The 18,514-nt window shown below is 71.8% G+C and carries 20 protein-coding genes; 15 read left to right on the top strand and 5 right to left on the bottom strand.

The window, feature by feature from the left end; translation table 11 throughout:
* Nucleotides 1–33: 33 nt before the first annotated feature.
* Nucleotides 34–864: a thioesterase family protein gene (locus AC4BGB_RS08410; protein WP_490546329.1), complete on the top strand. Its 831-nt coding sequence runs from the start codon at nucleotides 34–36 to the stop codon at nucleotides 862–864.
* Between the two features lie 48 nt (nucleotides 865–912).
* On the opposite strand, the gene AC4BGB_RS08405 is transcribed toward AC4BGB_RS08410, so the two are convergent.
* Both AC4BGB_RS08405 and AC4BGB_RS08400 read right to left on the bottom strand, forming a co-directional pair.
* On the bottom strand, nucleotides 913–1,956 hold the full coding sequence (locus AC4BGB_RS08405) for a hypothetical protein (RefSeq protein WP_490546328.1): 1,044 nt from the start codon (nucleotides 1,954–1,956) through the stop codon (nucleotides 913–915).
* A gap of 65 nt (nucleotides 1,957–2,021) precedes the next feature.
* Nucleotides 2,022–2,846, bottom strand: a complete 825-nt coding sequence (locus AC4BGB_RS08400) for a hypothetical protein (RefSeq protein WP_490546327.1) — start codon at nucleotides 2,844–2,846, stop codon at nucleotides 2,022–2,024.
* Nucleotides 2,847–3,057: 211 nt separating this feature from the next.
* Between AC4BGB_RS08400 and AC4BGB_RS08395 the strand changes: the two genes are divergently transcribed.
* From AC4BGB_RS08395 to AC4BGB_RS08365, 7 genes are all read left to right on the top strand, one after another.
* Nucleotides 3,058–3,444: a (deoxy)nucleoside triphosphate pyrophosphohydrolase gene (locus AC4BGB_RS08395; protein WP_490546326.1), complete on the top strand. Its 387-nt coding sequence runs from the start codon at nucleotides 3,058–3,060 to the stop codon at nucleotides 3,442–3,444.
* Nucleotides 3,444–3,731, top strand: coding sequence for a hypothetical protein (locus AC4BGB_RS08390; protein WP_490546325.1), 288 nt, complete (start codon nucleotides 3,444–3,446; stop codon nucleotides 3,729–3,731). The genes AC4BGB_RS08395 and AC4BGB_RS08390 overlap by 1 nt, the downstream gene beginning before the upstream one ends.
* A gap of 9 nt (nucleotides 3,732–3,740) precedes the next feature.
* Nucleotides 3,741–4,646 carry an N-acetyl-1-D-myo-inositol-2-amino-2-deoxy-alpha-D-glucopyranoside deacetylase gene (gene mshB / locus AC4BGB_RS08385; protein WP_490546324.1) on the top strand — a complete coding sequence of 302 codons (906 nt, stop codon included), beginning with the start codon at nucleotides 3,741–3,743 and terminating at the stop codon, nucleotides 4,644–4,646.
* Between the two features lie 9 nt (nucleotides 4,647–4,655).
* Nucleotides 4,656–6,371 (top strand): VanW family protein, encoded by a 1,716-nt coding sequence (locus tag AC4BGB_RS08380; RefSeq protein ID WP_490546323.1) that lies wholly within the window; start codon nucleotides 4,656–4,658, stop codon nucleotides 6,369–6,371.
* Nucleotides 6,372–6,409: 38 nt separating this feature from the next.
* Nucleotides 6,410–7,234: an esterase/lipase family protein gene (locus tag AC4BGB_RS08375; RefSeq protein WP_490546322.1), complete on the top strand. Its 825-nt coding sequence runs from the start codon at nucleotides 6,410–6,412 to the stop codon at nucleotides 7,232–7,234.
* Nucleotides 7,235–7,359: 125 nt separating this feature from the next.
* Complete coding sequence (locus AC4BGB_RS08370; RefSeq protein ID WP_490546321.1) at nucleotides 7,360–7,872, top strand: NADPH-dependent FMN reductase; 513 nt, start codon at nucleotides 7,360–7,362, stop codon at nucleotides 7,870–7,872.
* Nucleotides 7,869–8,384, top strand: coding sequence for a flavin reductase family protein (locus AC4BGB_RS08365; RefSeq protein ID WP_490546320.1), 516 nt, complete (start codon nucleotides 7,869–7,871; stop codon nucleotides 8,382–8,384). Before AC4BGB_RS08370 ends, AC4BGB_RS08365 begins: the two co-directional genes overlap by 4 nt.
* Nucleotides 8,385–8,392: 8 nt before the next feature.
* Here the strand turns inward: AC4BGB_RS08365 and AC4BGB_RS08360 are convergent, their stop codons facing one another.
* The gene (locus tag AC4BGB_RS08360; RefSeq protein WP_490546319.1) at nucleotides 8,393–9,415 is read right to left on the bottom strand and encodes a GNAT family N-acetyltransferase; all 1,023 of its coding nucleotides are present in this window, start codon (nucleotides 9,413–9,415) and stop codon (nucleotides 8,393–8,395) included.
* A 57-nt stretch (nucleotides 9,416–9,472) separates the two neighbouring features.
* Between AC4BGB_RS08360 and fdxA the strand changes: the two genes are divergently transcribed.
* A complete protein-coding gene (gene fdxA, locus AC4BGB_RS08355) occupies nucleotides 9,473–9,799 on the top strand; it encodes a ferredoxin (RefSeq protein WP_490546318.1) in 327 nt (108 codons plus the stop codon).
* Entirely contained in the window at nucleotides 9,796–10,923 is a 1,128-nt protein-coding gene (dapC, locus tag AC4BGB_RS08350) for a succinyldiaminopimelate transaminase (RefSeq protein ID WP_490546317.1), read from the top strand. The genes fdxA and dapC overlap by 4 nt, the downstream gene beginning before the upstream one ends.
* Nucleotides 10,924–10,975: 52 nt before the next feature.
* Here dapC and AC4BGB_RS08345 read toward each other — a convergent pair whose 3' ends face one another.
* Together AC4BGB_RS08345 and dapD are read right to left on the bottom strand one after the other, a co-directional pair.
* On the bottom strand, nucleotides 10,976–11,818 hold the full coding sequence (locus AC4BGB_RS08345) for a hypothetical protein (RefSeq protein WP_490546316.1): 843 nt from the start codon (nucleotides 11,816–11,818) through the stop codon (nucleotides 10,976–10,978).
* Between the two features lie 6 nt (nucleotides 11,819–11,824).
* Entirely contained in the window at nucleotides 11,825–12,790 is a 966-nt protein-coding gene (gene dapD, locus AC4BGB_RS08340; protein WP_490546315.1) for a 2,3,4,5-tetrahydropyridine-2,6-dicarboxylate N-succinyltransferase, read from the bottom strand.
* 75 nt (nucleotides 12,791–12,865) lie between these two features.
* Between dapD and AC4BGB_RS08335 the strand changes: the two genes are divergently transcribed.
* The 5 genes from AC4BGB_RS08335 to AC4BGB_RS08315 all read left to right on the top strand — a co-directional run bounded on the left by AC4BGB_RS08335 (nucleotide 12,866) and on the right by AC4BGB_RS08315 (nucleotide 18,323).
* Complete coding sequence (locus AC4BGB_RS08335; RefSeq protein ID WP_490546314.1) at nucleotides 12,866–13,516, top strand: VOC family protein; 651 nt, start codon at nucleotides 12,866–12,868, stop codon at nucleotides 13,514–13,516.
* Between the two features lie 107 nt (nucleotides 13,517–13,623).
* Nucleotides 13,624–14,157: a (2Fe-2S)-binding protein gene (locus AC4BGB_RS08330; RefSeq protein WP_490546313.1), complete on the top strand. Its 534-nt coding sequence runs from the start codon at nucleotides 13,624–13,626 to the stop codon at nucleotides 14,155–14,157.
* Nucleotide 14,158: 1 nt separating this feature from the next.
* On the top strand, nucleotides 14,159–16,693 hold the full coding sequence (locus tag AC4BGB_RS08325) for a xanthine dehydrogenase family protein molybdopterin-binding subunit (protein WP_490546312.1): 2,535 nt from the start codon (nucleotides 14,159–14,161) through the stop codon (nucleotides 16,691–16,693).
* Nucleotides 16,690–17,541 (top strand): FAD binding domain-containing protein, encoded by an 852-nt coding sequence (locus AC4BGB_RS08320; RefSeq protein WP_490546311.1) that lies wholly within the window; start codon nucleotides 16,690–16,692, stop codon nucleotides 17,539–17,541. The genes AC4BGB_RS08325 and AC4BGB_RS08320 overlap by 4 nt, the downstream gene beginning before the upstream one ends.
* 8 nt (nucleotides 17,542–17,549) lie before the next feature.
* A complete protein-coding gene (locus AC4BGB_RS08315; RefSeq protein WP_490546310.1) occupies nucleotides 17,550–18,323 on the top strand; it encodes an SRPBCC family protein in 774 nt (257 codons plus the stop codon).
* Nucleotides 18,324–18,514: the final 191 nt, after the last annotated feature.

The following is an 18,514-nucleotide window of genomic DNA, read 5'->3' as shown; positions in this document are numbered from 1 at the left end:
CGTACGCCGATGCGCCCGTCGTAGAGTCCGCGCATGGACTTCGAGCTCGACCGCGGCATCGCCAACCACCGCAACGCCGACGGGGAGTACGCCGTCGCCCTCGGCGCCGGCTGGGGGATCGGGGGTGGTCTCAACGGTGGCTACCTGCTCGCCGTGATCGGCAACGCGATCCGAGCGGAGCTGGCCGAGGCGGGCCAGCCGGACCCGGTCACCGTCACCGCCCACTACCTGACCCCGACCGTGCCGGGCCCTGCGGTGGTGCAGGTACGCCGGCTGCGCGAGGGCAAGCGTCGTTCCACGGTGTCGGCGACCCTGGTCCAGGAGCAGGACGGCCGGCAGGTCGAACGGATCACCGCACTGGCCGTCTTCAGCGACCTCGACCAGGCGCCGGGCGAGGTGCTGCGGGAGATCCCGCCTCCCGAGCTGCCCCCGGTCGACCAGTGCGTGGCCACGGCCGACGCGCCTCCGGACTTCCTCACCGTCGCCCCGCTCCTCGCACGGTTCGGCACCCGCCTCGACCCGGCGTACGCGGGCTGGGCACTGGGCGAGCCGAGCCGCAGCGGCATCATCCAGGGCTGGTTCAAGCTCGCCGACGACCGGCCGCTTGACCCGATCGCGCTGCTGCTGGTGCTCGACGCGCTGCCTCCGGTCACCTTCGACCTCGGCCTGCCCGGGTGGGCACCGACCCTGGAGCTCACCGCGCACGTGCGGACCAGGCCCGCGCCCGGCTGGGCGATCGTGCGGCACGCCAGCCGCAACATCTCCGGCGGCATGTTCGAGGAGGACTGCGAGGTCTGGGACTCCACCGGCCGCCTCGTCGCCCAGTCCCGCCAGCTGGCGCTGCTGCCGCGGCCGGTCAGCTGAGCCCCCGCGTCGGTTGACCGGCGGCGGTTGGGTACGCCGGTCGCCCGCTCACCGGTGGAACTGCGCGCGGTCCATCGAGAACACGAACCGCTTGCCCGGGTACTCCGTCAGTGACCACAGCTGGTCGGTCGAGGGCCAGTAGCAGACGTCCTCGGGGCCGACCGGCAAGGTGCGGGGGAAGGGGCGGAAGTCGCCGGGCCGGCCGACGTACACCTGGCCGAGGCGGTGCCGGCCGCGGCTGGCGGTGACGTAGTAGGTGTCGCCGACGACCGCGGCCCCCTGCATGTGGCCCATCCCGCGGTCGTCGAGCCAGGCCGGCCGGGAGGTGCCGTCCTCGTGCGCGGCGAGGTGGTGCGTGTCCGGGTCGAGCGGGAAGCTGGCCAGGCGCCGGGTCATCTCGCGCACGCCGTACTCCCCGGCGATCAGCCGCGGGGGCTGGCAGCTGCGGTCCAGGGACAGGAACGAGTAGCGCAGCTGCTCCACCCCGTTGGTCGCCGCAGCTGAGTAGCTGAACCGCACCGGCAGCACGTAGCGATAGCCGAAGGTGTCCTCGGTCGAGTCCACCCGGATCAGGTCGTCCACCAGGCAGCTGGAGAGCCCGCGCCGGGTGCCGGCCACGTGCAGGTAGGGGCCGCGCCACACCAGGCCGCCGGCGTGCACGACCAGTGGCTTCAGCTCGATCCGGCCGTCGCGGCCGCGCTCGGGGACGACGAGCAGGACGTGGCGGTACTCCAGGGAGTCGATGTCGACCACCGTGACCCGGCTGCCGTGGTTCTGGCCGTCCACGTTCTTGGAGTACCAGCTGGTGACCAGCAGGCGCCGCCCGCCGATGTCCTCGGTGTCGCTGGCGTCGGCCGAGGTGGTGATCCCCTGGGGCCACCAGCGCTGCGTGGCCTGGTCGGTGTCGTCCCAGCGGAAGCCCTGCCGGACCGCGAGACCCGGCACCCGGGTGCGCTGCGCCGACCGGTTGAGGTTCGCCAGGACGCCGTCGATCCCCACGCGCCGGCCGAGCTGGTCCGCGGCGGCGTCGATGTCGGCGGAGTTCTCGTCGGTACGCCGCAGGTGGAGGTGCGGCTGGTCAGGATGGTCCACCGTGCCAACGTAGAGGCTCGTGCCACCCGCGTGGGGGGAGCCGGGGGAGCCGGGGGACGGCGAGGTCAGGTCGGGGGCACCTTGCGGCGCCCCGGGAGCCGGTTGGCCAGGTCGCCGAGGGGACCCACCGACGCGGCGAGGACGTCGATCGAGTCGCGCAGGTCGGGCACGAGGGCCACGAGCTCGAGCAGACGTGGATTGACCTTCTCCAGCATCGGGCCGAGGGCGACCAGCTGGTCCAGGGTGCCGCCGTCGGCGACCAGCTTCTCCACGAAGCCACGGTCGTCGAGCAGCCGGTCGAGGAGCCCACCGGGTTGCAGCACCGTGTCCAGCGCCCCTCCTGCACGCGTCAGCCGGTCCAGAGCGCCGTCGTCCTCCAGGAGGCGCTCGAGCGGGCCGCCCTCGACCAGCAAGCGGTCGAGGGCACCGCCCGGCGCGAGCAGCCGGTCGAGGGGACCGTCGGAAGCCAGGAGGCGGTCGACGGCGCCTCCGTCGCTGAGCAACCGGGTCAGGGGGCCGTCCTCGGAGAGCACCCGGTCGAGGACGCCGCCATTCGCGATGGCCCGGCCGAGGGGACGCGCGGACCCGGCCGCCTCAGCCAGGGCGGCGATCCGCCCCAGCGGGCTCTCGGGATCGCGCGACATCGCGTCGAGCTTGCCGATCATGCCGTCCTCGCCGAAGAGCGCGGCCACCTGGTCGGCGTACCCGCCACGGCGCCGCACGGGCCCGTGCGGTGCCAGGAGAGCGCCTGCGGCGAGCGTCACCGTGATACCCGCGTTCGCCAGTCGCCACGGCAGCAGCAGCACGGGCGGCAGGCCGGTCGCCCTCGCCGGCGCTGCTCCCCCGGCAGGGGAGGGCGAGACTGGCGGGACACGGGAGGCCGTCGGCATGGCCGGCATCCTAGTGAGCGAGCCGCGTGGGTTCAGGCCTTCGTTCCGGAGAACGGACCTCCCTCGCCGAAGGCGGGGGTGTCGACCCGCCCGGCGTCGTCGCAGTCGCCGTCGAGGGCCCTGACGTCTGGCCGCGAACTCATGTCCACGGCCTGCCAACGGCTCACCCCGGGTGTCGGGCCCGGGGGTCGCGGTTGGCTAGATTGCGCTGGTGCAGGAGGTCGTGGGTGTCGCGTTGGTGCAGCAGCACCGAGTGCTCGCCGCGCGCAGGTCGGGTCCCTCCGAGCTGGCGGGACTCTGGGAGCTCCCGGGCGGCAAGGTGGAGCCGGGGGAGGACCCGGTGGCGGCGGCGGTCCGCGAGCTGGCCGAGGAACTCGGCTGCGGCATCGCGGTGACCGGCTGGCTCGACGGTGAGAGCCGGATCAGCCAGGACCTCACCCTGCGCGTCGCCGTGGCCCGCCTGGTCGACGGCGACCCGGTCCCCACCGAGCACGACGCGGTTCGCTGGCTGGGCGCGGAGCAGTTCGACGAGGTGCGCTGGGCGCCGGCGGACGTGCCGTTCCTGGCTCCGCTCGCCGATCTGCTGGGAGGCACCTGATGCGTGCGGTGCTGTTCGACGAGGACGACGCGCGTGCGGTCGCCGCCCGGCTCCGGACCAACGGCTTCGAGGCGACCTGCGAGCGTGAGCGCTTCGCCGGCGAGGACGACGACGAGGACCACCCCTGGGTGGTCACCACCGATGCTCCGGACGTGATGTTGGACATCCTCCTGGAGGAGTACGACGGCTGGCTGGAGCCTCCCGCCCCGCCTGAGGCGCCCTCCCCGCTCGTCCTGCCGGACGCTCCGCGACGGCTGAAACGGGAGCCACCTCTCCCGCCCACATAGGATCAGCCCATGAACAAGCACCTCCTGCTCGTGCACGCCCACCCTGACGACGAGAGCATCGGACAGGGCGCCACGATGGCCCGCTACGTCGCTGAAGGGGCAGGGGTCACCCTGGTGACCTGCACCGGCGGGGAGATGGGCGAGATCCTCGTGCCCGAGATGGAGCACATGGCGGCCGACAAGGACGACACCCTCGCCGACCAGCGCAAGATCGAGCTCACCAACGCGATGAAGGCGCTCGGGGTCACCGACCACCGCTACCTCGGTGGGTTCAAGCGCTACCGCGACTCCGGGATGCAGTGGCACTCCGACGGGCACGCGATCCCGGCCGACGACGTCCACGCGAACGCGTTCTGGAACGCCGACCTCACCGAGGCCGCCAGCTACCTCGTCGAGATCATCCGCGAGGTCCGTCCGCAGGTGCTGGTGACCTACGACGACTTCGGCGGCTACGGCCACCCCGACCACATCCAGGCCCACCGCGTGGCGACGTACGCCGTGGCCCTGGCCGCGGTGCCGTCCTTCCGTCGTGACCTCGGCGAGGCCCACGACGTCGCGAAGGTCTACTGGGGGGCGATGTCAGTGGAGCGGGTCCGGCAGGGCCTGCGCGACCTGCGCGCCGCTGGCGACACCACCACCTTCGAGGGGATGGACCCCGACGGCGACCTGCCGGCGTTCATGGTTCCTGACTCGGAGCTCGCCGCGAAGGTCGAGGCCGACGAGTACGCCGGGGTCAAGCGCGAGGCCATGCGCGCCCACGCCACCCAGATCGCGGTGGACGGGCCGTTCTTCGCCCTCTCCAACAACCAGGGCAACGAGATCTGGGGGACCGAGTTCTTCCGGATCGCCAAGGGCCACCAGGGCCCGGTCGGACCCGACGGCCTCGAGACCGACCTCTTCGCCGGGCTCGGCTGAGGCCCGGTGGTGAGTGACAAGCTCGGCGCCAAGGTCGCCGGATGGACAGTCCTGGGCCTGGCAGTCCTCGGCGCCGGCGGCTGGACGGCGACGTACCTGGTCGCCGGTGACTCGACCCCCCGCAACGCCAAGGTGGAGGGCATCAGCATCGCCGGGCTCTCGCCGGGCGAGGCGGAGCAGCGACTCCGTGACCGCCTGGGCCCCCGGGAGGAGCAGCCGGTCGTGCTGACCTACGGGGACGGGCGCTCCGCGAAGGTGAAGCCCGCCGCGGCGGGGCTCACGGTCGACTACGCCGCCTCGGTCGAGAAGGCCGGTGGCGGCTCGGGATTCGGGCTGAGCCGCATGTGGGCCGTGATCACCGGTGGTGAGGACCACCCCGCGGTGGTCGCGGTGGACCGGTCGAGGCTGGAGGCGAGGTTCGACGACCTCGACACCAAGCTCGGCTCGCCCCCGGTGGAGGGGAACATCGAGTTCAAGCAGGGGCGTGCCGTCCCGGTCCTCGCCCGGCCCGGCCGGGTGGTCGACCGCGACAAGGCCGAGTCGGTGATCGAGAGCCGGTTCCTGCGCGGTGGCACCCAGAAGCTGCCCACGACGGTGCGTGAGCCCGAGGTCAGTGACGAGGCCGTACGCCGCGCGCTCGACGAGTTCGCCGAGCCAGCCATGTCCGGGCCGGTGACCCTGGTCCTCGGCGGCCAGCGGGTGAAGGCGCCGCCGCGCCTGTTCGGCAAGGCCCTCTCCATGGAGGCCGCCGAAGGCGAGCTGGAGCCGCGGGTGGACGGCGAGCAGATGCTCGAGGCGCTCGAACCGGTGATGCGCACGCTCGGCCGGGAGCCACGGGACGCGGAGATCGTGGTGCGCAACGGCAAGCCGCGCGTGGTCCCCGCACGAGTCGGGGTGGAGCTCGACCCCGAGGAGATCGAGACCGGGTTCCTCGACGCCGCGGTGGCGACGGGGCCGCAGCGGAGCCTCGAGGTCGAGGGCAGGACCAGCCAGCCGAAGTTCACCACCGCCGATGCCAAGGCGCTGAAGATCACCGAGCAGGTGAGCACCTTCACCACGAACTTCCCCTACGCGGAGTACCGCAACGTCAACCTCTCGCGTGCGGCGGAGCTGATCGACGGCACCCTGCTCAAGCCGGGGGAGACGTTCAGCCTCAACGGGATCGTCGGCGAGCGCACCGCGGAGAACCAGTTCACCGAGGGCTACATCGTCTCCGACGGGATCTTCAAGAAGGACCTGGGCGGAGGCGTCTCGCAGATCGCCACGACCACCTTCAACGCGATGTTCTTCGCCGGGCTCAAGGACGTGGAGCACAAGCCGCACTCGGTCTACATCGACCGCTACCCCGAGGGCCGGGAGGCCACCGTGGCCTGGCCGACGCTCGACCTGAAGTTCACCAACGACTCGCCGTACGGCGTGCTCGTCAAGGCCAACGTGGTCAAGTCAACCCCGGGCAGCCAGGGGTCGGCCACGGTGTCGATGTACTCCACCAAGCGCTGGGACATCACCACCACCACCGGGTCCCGCTACAACTTCAGGTCGCCCCAGGTGCGGTACCTCCAGGACGAGGACTGCGAGCCGGCCAGCGGGACGCAGGGTTTCAGCGTCGACGTCTTCCGCTACTTCCGGGACCTCGAATCTGGCAAGGTGCTGCGCAAGGAGAAGTTCCACACCGACTACATCGCTGGTGACACCGTTCGATGCGGGCCCCCGCCGAAGCCGTAGTGGAGCCGACTCGAGGCAGCTGACCTGGAGATCACCACATGCGCGCTCGGACCCGCAGGATCGCCGTCGTACTCACCGCACTGGCCCTGGGGACCGGGATCCTCGCAGCCCCGTCCGCGGGTGCTGCCCCACCTCGGGTGGCGGTGCAGGCGGCAACGGCCGCTGACCCGTGGTCGTGCCGGCCGACCGCGGCGCACCCAGAGCCGGTGGTGATCGTCCACGGGACCTTCGGGGACAGCATGAGCCTGCTCGGCCGGCTGTCCTCACGCCTGCGGACGGCCGGCTACTGCGTCTTCGCGCTGGACTACGGCAATCGGGCGACCGGCCCCATCGAGCAGTCGGCCCAGCAGCTCAAGACGTTCGTGGACAGGGTCCTGGCCAGCACCGGGGCGCGGCAGGTCTCGATGGTGGGCCACTCCCAGGGCGGGATGATGCCGCGGTACTACATCAAGTTCCTCGGGGGAGCCGACAAGGTCGACGACCTCGTCGGGCTCGCGCCCTCCAACCACGGCACGTCCAACCCGCTCCTGCTGACCCCGGGCCTGAGCTACGTGTGCCCTGCCTGCCTGCAGCAGAAGACCGGGTCGGACTTCCTGCGCCGCCTCAACGCGGGCGACGAGACCCCGGGCGAGGTCAGCTACACCAACATCGTCACCCGCAACGACGAGGTCGTGCTGCCCTACACCTCGGGATACCTCGCGGGGGACAACACCACGAACATCAAGCTCCAGGCCTCCTGTCCCTTCGATCTTGCCGGCCACGTGCTCATCCCGATGGACGGACCTGCCATCGGGTGGGTGCTCAACGCCCTGGGCCGCGAGGGCCCGGCGAACCCGGCCCACCGGCCGTCCTGCCTGTCCTGACCGCGGTCGCGGCCCCGCCGCACCCGTGACACCGAGTGGGGACGAGCAGAACCCGCCGTCGTTTGATAATCTACTAAGGCAGTAAACATAAGGCAGTTTTTTCCCGACCAGGTGAGGACCACACGTTGAGCATCGAACCTGCGCCCAGGATCGCCGTGGTGGTCGGCAACCCGAAACCGGGCTCGCGCACCCGCGCGGCCGCGGAGTGGCTCGCCCGGGCCCTCACCGGTACCGAGCCGGACCTCGTCGTCGACCTCGCCGACCTTGGCCCCGCGCTGCTGGACTGGAAGGACCCCGTCGTGTCCGACCTGGTCGCGGCGGTGGGCGCGGCCGAGCTGGTGGTCGTCGCCTCCCCGACCTACAAGGGCACCTACACCGGCCTGCTGAAGCTGTTCCTGGACCGGTTCGCCGCCGACGGCATCACCGGGGTGGCGGTCCCGCTGATGCTGGGAGCCGGGCCGGCCCACGCGCTGGCCCCGGAACTGACCCTGCGGCCGGTGCTCACCGAGATCGGCGCTGCCGTCCCCGCCCGTGGGCTCTACGTCCTCGACTCGGCGTACGACGACCCGGCGGCGTACGACGCCTGGCTGGGCCGTGCTCGACCGCTCCTGCAGCGACACCTGGGAGTCCCGGCATGACCCGGGCCACGACGGGATCGCCGGTCCTCGAGGCGCTCGACCCGCTCGTGCTCAGGTCCGCGTTCGGCGCGTTCCCCAGCGGCGTGGTCGCCGTGGCCGCCGAGGTGGACGGCCACCCGGTCGGGCTGGCGGCGAGCTCGTTCACCTCGGTCAGCCTGGATCCTCCGCTGGTCTCGTTCGCGGTGGCGAACGGCTCGGCGACCTGGCCGGCGCTGCGTCGCTCCGCGCACCTGGGCCTCAGCGTCCTGGCCGACCACCACGACCGCGCCTGCCGCCAGCTGGCGGGACCGGCCGCAGACCGGTTCGCCGGACTCGCGACGAGCACCACCCGGGAGGGGGCCGTGCTGCTCGACGAGGCGGTCGCGTCCTTCGACTGCAGCCTGCACGAGGAGGTCGCCGCGGGGGACCACACGATCGTGCTGCTGCGGCTGCACGCGGTCAACGACCCGGGGAGCCGCCGTCCGCTGGTCTTCCACCGCAGCGGCTTCGGCAGGCTGGCCACGCCCGCCTGAGGGGTTGCTCAGCGCGCCTGTCTGCCCTCGGCCACGAGGTAGGCGTAGCGGTGGTGCACCTCGAAGCCGTGGCGCTCGTACATGCGTCGCGCGGCATCGTTGGACTCCACCACCTGCAGGTAGGCGGTCGTGGCCCCACGCTCCGCGCCCCACTCCAGCAGCGACCACAGCACCGCGCTGCCCAGCCCGGTGCCGCGGAGGTCCTCCCGGGTCCACAGCGAGGAGACCCCGACCCACTCGCCGTGCAGGGCTCCCCGGCCGCGGGCGAGCACGGTGCCGTCCTCGTCCCTGACGGTGGCGAAGGTGACCTCGCCCGCCTCGAGGACGCTCACCGCGGCCTCGCCGTAGCGGGTCGCCCGCTCGTCGGTCGCCAGCCAGCCCTGGTCCACCCGGGTTCCGTGGCCGGGCAGAGCCACCTGGTCACGGCCGAGGCGCCGCAGCACCCGGGCCACCGATCCGAGCATCAGCAGCGTCGGGTCGTACGCCGCCCAGCCCGCCGCCTCGAAGGCCGCGGCCTCCGCCCCGCCCGGGAGCACGTGGGCCCGCGGGGGCAGTGAGCGGGCGTCGTACCACTGCGTCACCTGCCTCACCGCCTCCTCGAGCGGCATCCCCGGGTCGCCGAGCGCGAGCACGGAGTTGCCGCGGGAGGAGAACCCGCCGGAGGCCCGGAGCAGCCACTCGCCCAGGGGGGCGCTCTCGACCGGGCGCCAGCCGGGCAGCGCCAGCAGGTCGGCCTGCGCGTCCCCGAGGCGCCGGTGCACCGAGGGGCGGGGCGGGACCGGCTTGCCGGAGACGACGTCGGCCGTGGCGATCTCCACCAGGAGGCCGTCCTCGCGGCGGACCGTGAGCACGCCGCCGGCCCACGACTCGCAGACTCCGAGCACGTCGGTCATCGCCGGGCCGCCCGAGGGGCCGGTCTCGCCGCGCAGCACCCGGCGTACGACCACTCGCTGTCCCACCACGTGGGGCCCGAGGCCGCTCACGATGCGCGGTCCCGTGTCTCGGACCTCGGGGCTGTCGTCGTCGGCCACGGTGGGATACTAGGCTTGCAGCCGTCCGCTCCCGGACCGAACCTCAGGAGGACCCAGGTGACCTACGTCATCGCCCAGCCTTGTGTCGATCTGAAGGACCGCGCGTGCGTTGACGAGTGTCCGGTCGACTGCATCTACGAGGGCAAGCGGATGCTCTACATCCACCCCGACGAGTGCGTCGACTGCGGTGCGTGCGAGCCGGTCTGCCCCGTCGAGGCCATCTACTACGAGGACGACACGCCCGAGGAGTGGAAGGAGTACTACGACGCCAACGTGCACTTCTTCGACGACCTCGGGTCTCCCGGCGGTGCCGCCAAGATGGGTGAGATCGACAAGGACCACCCGCTGGTCGCAGCGCTGCCTCCCCAGCCCCAGGCGGAGTGACCACGGCCATTCCCGGGCCGATCCCCGACGGGTTGGTCTCCTCCCGGCTGCCCGACTTCCCGTGGGACCAGTTGGTGCCGTACGCCGACCGGGCGGGCGCGCACGCTGACGGCATCGTCGACCTCTCCATCGGCACGCCTGTCGACCCGACCCCCGAGGTCGTCCGGCAGGCGCTCGCCGATGCGGCGGACTCTCCCGGGTACCCGGTGACCATCGGGCTGCCCGAGACCCGGCAGGCGTGCGCCGACTGGCTGGAGCGGCGACACGGCGTCACCGGCCTCGGGCTGGACTCGGTGCTGCCCACGATCGGCTCCAAGGAGCTGATCGCGTCGCTGCCGCTGCACCTCGGCGTCGGTCCCGGTGACCTCGTGGTCTTCCCCGAGGTAGCCTACCCGACCTACGAGGTGGGGGCCAGGCTCGTCGGCGCCGACGTGCTCGCGGCCGACTCGCTGACCGCGATCGGGCCGAGGACCCCGCGGATCCTGTGGCTGAACTCGCCGTCGAACCCCACCGGGCGGGTGCTGCCCCCCGACCACCTGCGCAAGGTCGTCGACTGGTGCCGCGAACGCGGGACGCTGCTGGTCAGCGACGAGTGCTACCTGGAGTGCGCCTGGGAGGGGAAGCCGCTCTCGGTGCTGCACCCGGAGATCTCCGGCGGCTCCTCCGAGGGCATCCTCGTGGTGCACTCGCTGTCCAAGCGGTCCAACCTCGCCGGCTACCGGTGCGCCTTCGTCGCCGGCGACCCCGCGGTCGTGGCGGAGCTGCTCGCCGTACGCAAGAACCTCGGGCTGATGATGCCCGGCCCGCAGCAGCGCGCCATGGTCGCCGCCCTCGACGACGACGTCCACGTCGACGAGCAGCACGCCCGCTACGCCGTACGCCGGGCCGCGCTGCGGGGCGCGCTCGAGAGCGCCGGGTTCCGGGTCGACCACTCCGAGGCCTCGCTCTACCTCTGGGCCACCCGCGAGGAGCCCTGCTGGGACACCGTCGCCTGGCTCGCCGACCGCGGCATCCTGGTCGCCCCCGGGGCCTTCTACGGCAACACCGGCACCCAGCACGTCCGGGTCGCGTTCACCGCGACGGACGAGCGCGTGGCCGCCGCCGCCGCGCGCCTCACCGCCTGAGCCGGCCACAAGGCCGGTCTCGACAGGCTCGACCGACGTGCTGTCGAAGACCTCAGCCGAGGCTGACCCGCACCCGGGACGGCTTGCCTGCGGCGCCGTCCACCCAGCCGTCCTCGGAGTCCCGGCCGGTGCGCCACTGCTTCCCGCCGTAGGTCACGGTCTGGGGGCGTAGCCGCACCCCGTGCGCCACCACGAACTGCGCCACCGACCAGCCGAGGCGCTGGCCTGCCTCGCCGCTGCCCACGGTGACCACGACGTCCTGGCGCGAGCCGGTGCGGGTCACGTCGAGGTCGCCGTACGCGCGTTCGAGGTGCCGTACCAGCTTGTCCGCGGTGCTCCGCTCGGTGGTCTCGTGCACCACGCAGCTGAACAGCCCGCCGGGGCTGTAGCCGGTGAGCACCGAGGCCAGGGTGCGGGCGTCCGCCGCGTGGTCCTCGTAGGCCTCGGGGAAGCCCGAGCGCTGCACCTGCTGGGCCGCCTCGGTGATCCGCAGGCTCTGGTAGTCGGGGATCTTCTCCAGCGCGTCGTAGAACTTGTTGGTCGCGTAGACCGGGTCGCGGACCTGCTGCGGCGTACCCCAGCCCTGGGAGGGGCGTTGCTGGAAGATGCCCAGCGAGTCCCGGTCGCCGTAGTCGATGTTGGCGATCTTGCTCTCCTGGTACGCCGTCGCCAGCGCGATCGAGACGGCCCGGGCAGGCAGGCCCCGGCTCAGGCCGATCGCGGCGATCAGGGTGGCGTTCTCGGCCTGCTCCACGCTGAGGTCGACCTGGTGGGCGCCGAGTGCGGCCGAGCAGCCCTCGGGGTCGCGAAGTGGGCCGGACCCGCGCCACATGGCCACTCCGACGCCCACGACGACCGCGAGGACGACGAAGAAGACGAGGTAGCGGAAACGCATGCGGGTCTAGTTGGCGTGCAGCGCGGCGTTGAGGCTGATGCCCTCGCCGGCCCAGGGGCGCGCCTCGACCGCGCCGCTGAGCGAGTTGCGGCGGAACAGCACGTTGTCGACCCCGGAGAGCTCGGCCGCCTTGACCACCTGCGGCTCGGAGTCCAGGCCCTCGACCCTGACCTTGGTCCCGGCGGTGACGTAGCAACCCGCCTCGACCACGCAGTCGTTGCCCAGGGAGATGCCGATGCCGGCGTTCGCGCCCAGCAGGCAGCGCTCGCCGATGGAGATGACCGCCTTGCCGCCACCGGACAGCGTGCCCATGATCGAGGCGCCGCCACCGATGTCGGACCCGTCGCCCACGACGACCCCGGCGCTGATCCGGCCCTCGACCATCGAGCTCCCCAGGGTGCCGGCGTTGTAGTTGACGAAGCCCTCGTGCATCACGGTGGTGCCCTCGGCGAGGTGCGCGCCGAGGCGCACCCGGTCGGCGTCGGCGATGCGTACGCCGCTGGGGAGCACGTAGTCGGTCATCCGGGGGAACTTGTCCACCCCGAACACCTGGACCGGGCCGTTGCCCCGCAGGGCGAGGCGGACCTGCTCGAAGTCGGCCACCGAGCAGGGGCCGGCGCTGGTCCACACGACGTTGGCGAGCTTGCCGAAGATGCCGTCGAGGTTGAGCCCGTGCGGACGGACCAGCCGGTGGCTGATCAGGTGCAGGCGCAGGTAGACGTCGCTCGCGTCCTTCGGTGCCTCGGCCAGGTCGATCTCGACGGTGACGACCTCGGTCCGCACCCGGCGCTCGGGGTGCTTGCGCGCGAGCGCCGTCAGCTCCTCCGGGGGCGCGCCGGCGGGCGTCGTGCCCAGCTCCGGGGCCGGGAACCAGGTGTCGAGGACCGTGCCGTCATCGGAGATGGTGGCCAGGCCGTGGCCCCACGCGCGTGAGTTTTCGGGCAGGCTGGAATCTGGTGACTGCGAGGACATGGCCAGAAGGGTACCGGTGGGGCAGGCACCGGCCAGTGAGGGGAGAACGGCGTGACGAGGTTCAAGGAGCTGTGCATGGACAGCGCCCGACCGGGCACCGAGCTCGGTCGGTTCTGGGCGGCCGTGACCGGGTGCTCATTCGCCGAGCCCAGCGATCCCGGCGACCCGGGCGATGTCGTGGGGACCGAGGAGGGGATGGGCATCGGGATCTGTCCGGTGCCCGAGACCAAGACGGTCAAGCACCGGGTGCACCTCGACGTGCACACGGACTCCGTCGACTCACTGCTGTCCCTGGGGGCCCGGCCTGCACCCGGGTACGGCGGTGACCCCTGGACGGTGCTGCTCGACCCGGAGGGCGGCGAGTTCTGCGCCTTCGTGCGCCAGGGTGCGCTGCCGGCCTACCGAGGCTACGAGCTGGTCGTGGACAGCGGGGACGCGCAGGCGCAGGCACGCTGGTGGGCCTCGGTGTTCGGGGGCGAGGCGGACAACGACGGGGATCCCTGGTGGTCCCTGAGTGGTGTGCCCGGCCTGCCCTTCGAGGCGATGGTCTTCGATCCCGTCCCTGAGCCCAAGACCGTCAAGAACCGGATCCACTGGGACGTCTACGGCGAGGTCGGCGAGTTCCTGGCGGCAGGTGCCACCGTGCTGGCCGAGCTGCCGGAGTGGACCGTGATGACCGACCCCGAGGGCAACGAGTTCTGCGTCTTCGCCGCACCTGCGCAGTGAAGCGAGGGTCACCCGACCCGGGGGTTCGGGGGCCAACCTTTCCCCAACCGGCGCGCCCTACTGTGAGCGGGGTCACACAAGCCGACACCTGATGATGGAGTGCGCCCATGGCACGTATCGAACTCACCGTCGACGGGGACCGGGTCTCCGACGAAGTCGAGCCCAGGATGCTGCTGGTGCAGTACCTGCGCGAGAAGCTCGGCAAGACCGGCACGGTGATCGGCTGCGACACCAGCAACTGCGGCGCCTGCACGGTGCACCTCGACGGGCGCAGCGTGAAGTCCTGCAATGTCCTCGCCGTCCAGGCCAACGGGGGCGAGGTGACCACCATCGAGGGACTCGCCGCGACGGCGGGGGAGAACGGGGCGCTGCACAAGGTGCAGGCCGCGTTCCACGAGTGCCACGCCCTCCAGTGCGGCTTCTGCACCCCCGGGATGATCATGCAGTCGGTCGACCTGCTCAACGAGAACCCCGATCCGAGCGAGGAGGAGATCCGCGTCGGACTCGAGGGCAACCTGTGCCGGTGCACCGGCTACCACAACATCGTCAAGGCAGTGCAGACCGCGGCCCGCGGCTCCGCGGACACGACCGCGGACGGGGCCCCGGCCGAGAACGCCGAGACCGAGACGGCGGTGATGTGAGATGACCACCACCCAGGACGCTCCCGCCTCGACCGGGTCGGTCGACGCCTCGGCAGGCTCGGCCAACGGCTCGGGCGGCACCGGCATGGAGATCGGGCGCGACCGGCGCCGCAAGGAGGACCAGCGGCTGATCACCGGTCGCACCCGCTGGACCGACAACATCACCCTGCCCGGGATGCTCCACCTCGCGATGGTGCGCAGCCCCTTCGCGCACGCCCGGATCACCGCGATCAACACCGAGGACGCCAAGGCCGCCCCCAACGTGGTCACCGTGATCACCGGCAAGGACGTCGCCGAGGAGCAGGGCTCGCTGCCCAACGCCTGGCCGATCACCCCCGACCAGGTCACTCCCGCCCATCCGCCGGTGGCGGTGGACCACGTGGCCTTCGCGGGCGAGATCGTCGCCGTCGTCGTGGCCCGCACGGCAGCCGAGGCGCGCGACGCCGCTGAGCTCGTCGACGTCGACTACGAGGAGCTCCCGGCCGCCCTCGACCTGCGTGAGTCCGCGGCCGACACCGTGCTCGCGCACCCCGACCTCGGCACCAACAAGTCGGCGCTGTGGGTCTTCGACTCCGAGCAGGCCGGCACCGGCGGCAACGTCGACCAGGCCATCGAGAAGGCACGCGGCGACGGCATCGTGATCGAGCGCGAGTACCGCCAGCAGCGGCTGATCCCGGCGTTCATGGAGCCCCGCTCGACGGTGGTCGACCCCACCGGCGAGCAGGTGACGATGTGGTCCTCGACCCAGATCCCGCACATCCTGCGGTTCCTGCTCGCCAACGTGCTCGGCATCCCGGAGTCGAAGGTCAGGGTGATCGCACCCGACGTCGGCGGCGGCTTCGGCGGCAAGCTGAACAGCACGCCGGAGGAGTTCATCACGATGGTGCTGGCCCGCCGGCTGGGCAAGCCGGTGAAGTACACCGAGACCCGCTCCGAGTCGCTGATGGCCGCCCACCACGGTCGCGACCAGTGGCAGAAGCTCACCCTGTCCGCGGAGAAGGACGGCACCGTCACCGGGCTGAAGGTCGAGCTGCTCGCCGACCTCGGCGCCTACGTCAGCCTCGTCGGCGGTGGGGTGCCGGTGCTGGGCGCGTTCATGTTCAACGCGATCTACAAGTTCCCGGCCTACCAGTTCAACGTCCAGACGGTGCTCACCAACAAGACGTGGACCGATGCCTATCGGGGAGCCGGCCGGCCGGAGGCGACGTACGCCATCGAGAGGCTGATGGACGAGCTCGCGGCCGAGCTCGGCGTCGACCCCCTCGAGGTCCGGGAGAAGAACTGGATCAAGCACGAGGAGTTCCCGTTCACCACCGTCGCGGGGCTGGAGTACGACTCCGGCAACTACGAGGTGGCCACCGAGATGGCCAAGTCCAGCTTCGGGTACGACGAGCTGCGGGCCGAGCAGAAGCGGCGCCGTGAGGCGGGCGACCCGGTCCAGCTCGGGATCGGCGTCTCCACGTTCACCGAGATGTGCGGCCTCGCGCCGAGCCGGGTGCTCGGCAGCCTCGACTACGGCGCCGGCGGCTGGGAGCACGCGAGCGTGCGGATGCTGCCGACCGGCAAGGTCGAGGTGCTCACCGGCGCCAGTGCCCACGGGCAGGGACACGAGACCGCGTTCAGCCAGATCGTGGCCGACCGGCTCGGCATCCCCTTCGAGGACATCGAGGTGCTGCACGGCGACACCGCGATCGCGCACAAGGGCCTGGACACCTACGGGTCCCGGTCCCTGGTGGTCGGCGGTGAGGCGCTGGTCCGCGCGGCTGACAAGGTGATCGAGAAGGCGAAGCCGATCGCGGCGCACATGCTCGAGGCCAACGTGGACGACATCGAGTTCAAGGCGGGCCGGCTCGGCGTACGCGGCACCGACCAGGGTGTCGCGATCACCGAGGTGGCCCTGGCGGCCTTCGCCGCGCACGACCTCCCCGACGGGATCGAGCCCGGCATCGACGCGGACGCGACCTTCGACCCGGTGAACTTCAACTACCCCCACGGCACCCACCTGTGCGCCGTCGAGGTGGACACCGAGACCGGCCAGATCAAGATGCGCAAGTACTCCTGCGTCGACGACGTCGGCAACGTGGTCAACCCGCTGATCGTCGAGGGCCAGGTGCACGGCGGGCTCGTCCAGGGGATCGCCCAGGCGCTGTGGGAGGAGGCCGTTCACGACGAGTCCGGGACCCTCGTCTCGGCGTCGTTCGTGGACTACCTCGTGCCCACCGCGGCCGACACGATCAGCTTCGACGTGGACCACAACACCACCCCGGCCACCACGAACACGCTCGGGACCAAGGGCGTCGGGGAGGCGGGCACGATCGCCTCCACCCCGGCGGTGGTCAACGCCGTGGTCGACGCACTGCGGCCGTTCGGGGTGAGCGACATCCAGATGCCGTGCACCCCCGAGCGGGTGTGGCGCGCGATCCACTCCGGTGATGCCGGGGGATCGGACCCGACGACCGGAGGTGCGGCCCCGCACTTCGACGAGTCCACCGGCCAAGAGGGCCAGACCGACCGCACGGAAGGAGCGGGCCAGTGATCCCCGCCAAGTTCGACTACCTCGCACCGACCTCGGTGGCCGACGCGCTCGCGGCGCTCGCCGCCAGTGACGACGCCAAGGTGATCGCCGGGGGCCAGTCGCTGCTCCCGGTGCTCCGGATGCGGCTGAACGCACCCGAGCTGCTCGTCGACATCGGTGCGATCGACACGCTGCAGGAGGTCGTGGACGAGGGGGACAGCGTGCTGATCGGCGCGATGGTGCCCTACTACCGGCTGCTGGCCGACCCCACCGTGAAGAGCAGCCTCTCGCTGCTGCACCAGGCGATCACCGAGGTGGCAGACCCGCAGATCCGGCACCGCGGCACGCTGGGCGGCGCGCTCGTGCACGCCGACCCCGCCGGCGACTGCGGGGCGCCGGTGCTGGCGCTGGACGCCGAGCTGGTCATCGCCGGGCAGGGCGGTGAGCGCACCGTGGCCGCGGCCGACTTCTTCCAGGACCTCTTCGAGACCGCTGTGGGGGAGGACGAGCTGCTCACCCACATCCGGATCCCGAAGTACGACGGATGGGGCACCGACTACGAGAAGTTCGTGCGCGTCGCCCACCAGTGGCCGATCGTCGCGGTCGCGGCAGCGGTGAAGTCCGACGGCGGCACGATCAGCGAGGCACGGATCGGCCTGGTCAACATGGGGTCGACCCCGCTGCGCGCGACGGCCACCGAGCAGGCGCTGGTCGGTCAGCCGGCGACCGCGGACGGCGTACGCGAGGCCTGCGACCTGGCCGCCGAGGGCACCAACCCGCCCTCGGACCTCAACGGGGACGCCGACTACCGGCGGCACCTCGCCACGGTCCTGGTCCGTCGTGCCGTCGTCTCCGCTGCGGGAGGCTGAGCATGGGCATGGAGCTGAGTCACGAGTTCACGGTCCCGGCGACGATCGAGGAGACCTGGGCGGCGTTCAACGACATCGAGTCCGTGGCCGAGTGCTTCCCCGGAGCCACCGTGGGATCCGTGGACGGTGACACCTTCACCGGCAGCTGCAAGGTGAAGCTGGGGCCGATCGCCCTCGTCTACAACGGCTCGGGCACCTTCGTGGAGAAGGACGAGTCGGCGCACCGGATGGTCATCGACGCCAAGGGCAAGGACAAGCGGGGCAACGGCACGGCCGGAGCCCACGTGACGGCGACGATGACCCCCGACGGCGCGGACGGCACCTCCACCCGCGTCGAGGTGCTGACCGACCTGAACATCACCGGGAAGCCGGCGCAGTTCGGCCGCGGGGTGATGCAGGACGTCAGCGACAAGCTGCTCGGGCAGTTCACCGCCTGCCTGGAGCAGAAGGTGGGCGACTCCAGCGCGGCGAGCGCCGCCGCGAGGGAGGCGGACACAGCCGCAGTCGCAGCCGCAGCCGAGAGCGCGAGCGCCGAGCCGGAGACCTCGGCGGCCGTACCCACGGGTCTGGTCACCGGGCCGGGTACCCCAGCCCCCGAGCCGTCGACGGACAACCTGCGCGAGCTCCACCCCCGCGAGGTCAACAGGCCCGGCAACGACGAGGCTCTCGACCTGGGCGCCACCGTGCTCCCGGTGATCGCGAAGGCCTACTGGCGCCAGGCCCTCGCCGCCGTCCTGGTCCTCCTCGCCCTGCGCCAGCTCCGCCGCCGCCTGCGCCACTGACCTCACGCCGTACTGCGCCGAGCGGGCACAAACGTCACGCCGTACTGCGCCGAGCGGGCAGAAACGTCACAGCGAGCAGGGTGCGTCCTGGTCGCCCGCGAACACATTTGCCCGGTCGGCGGCGTACGGCGGAACACAATTGCCCGGTCGGCGAGCTACGGCGGGACGCGAGTGCCCGGTCGACGGCGATT

It is taken from the genome of Nocardioides sp. Z30_9 (genome assembly GCF_058215735.1).
The sequence above is the reverse complement of the archived record's forward strand: the minus strand, read 5'-3'. Positions and strand labels throughout refer to the sequence as shown.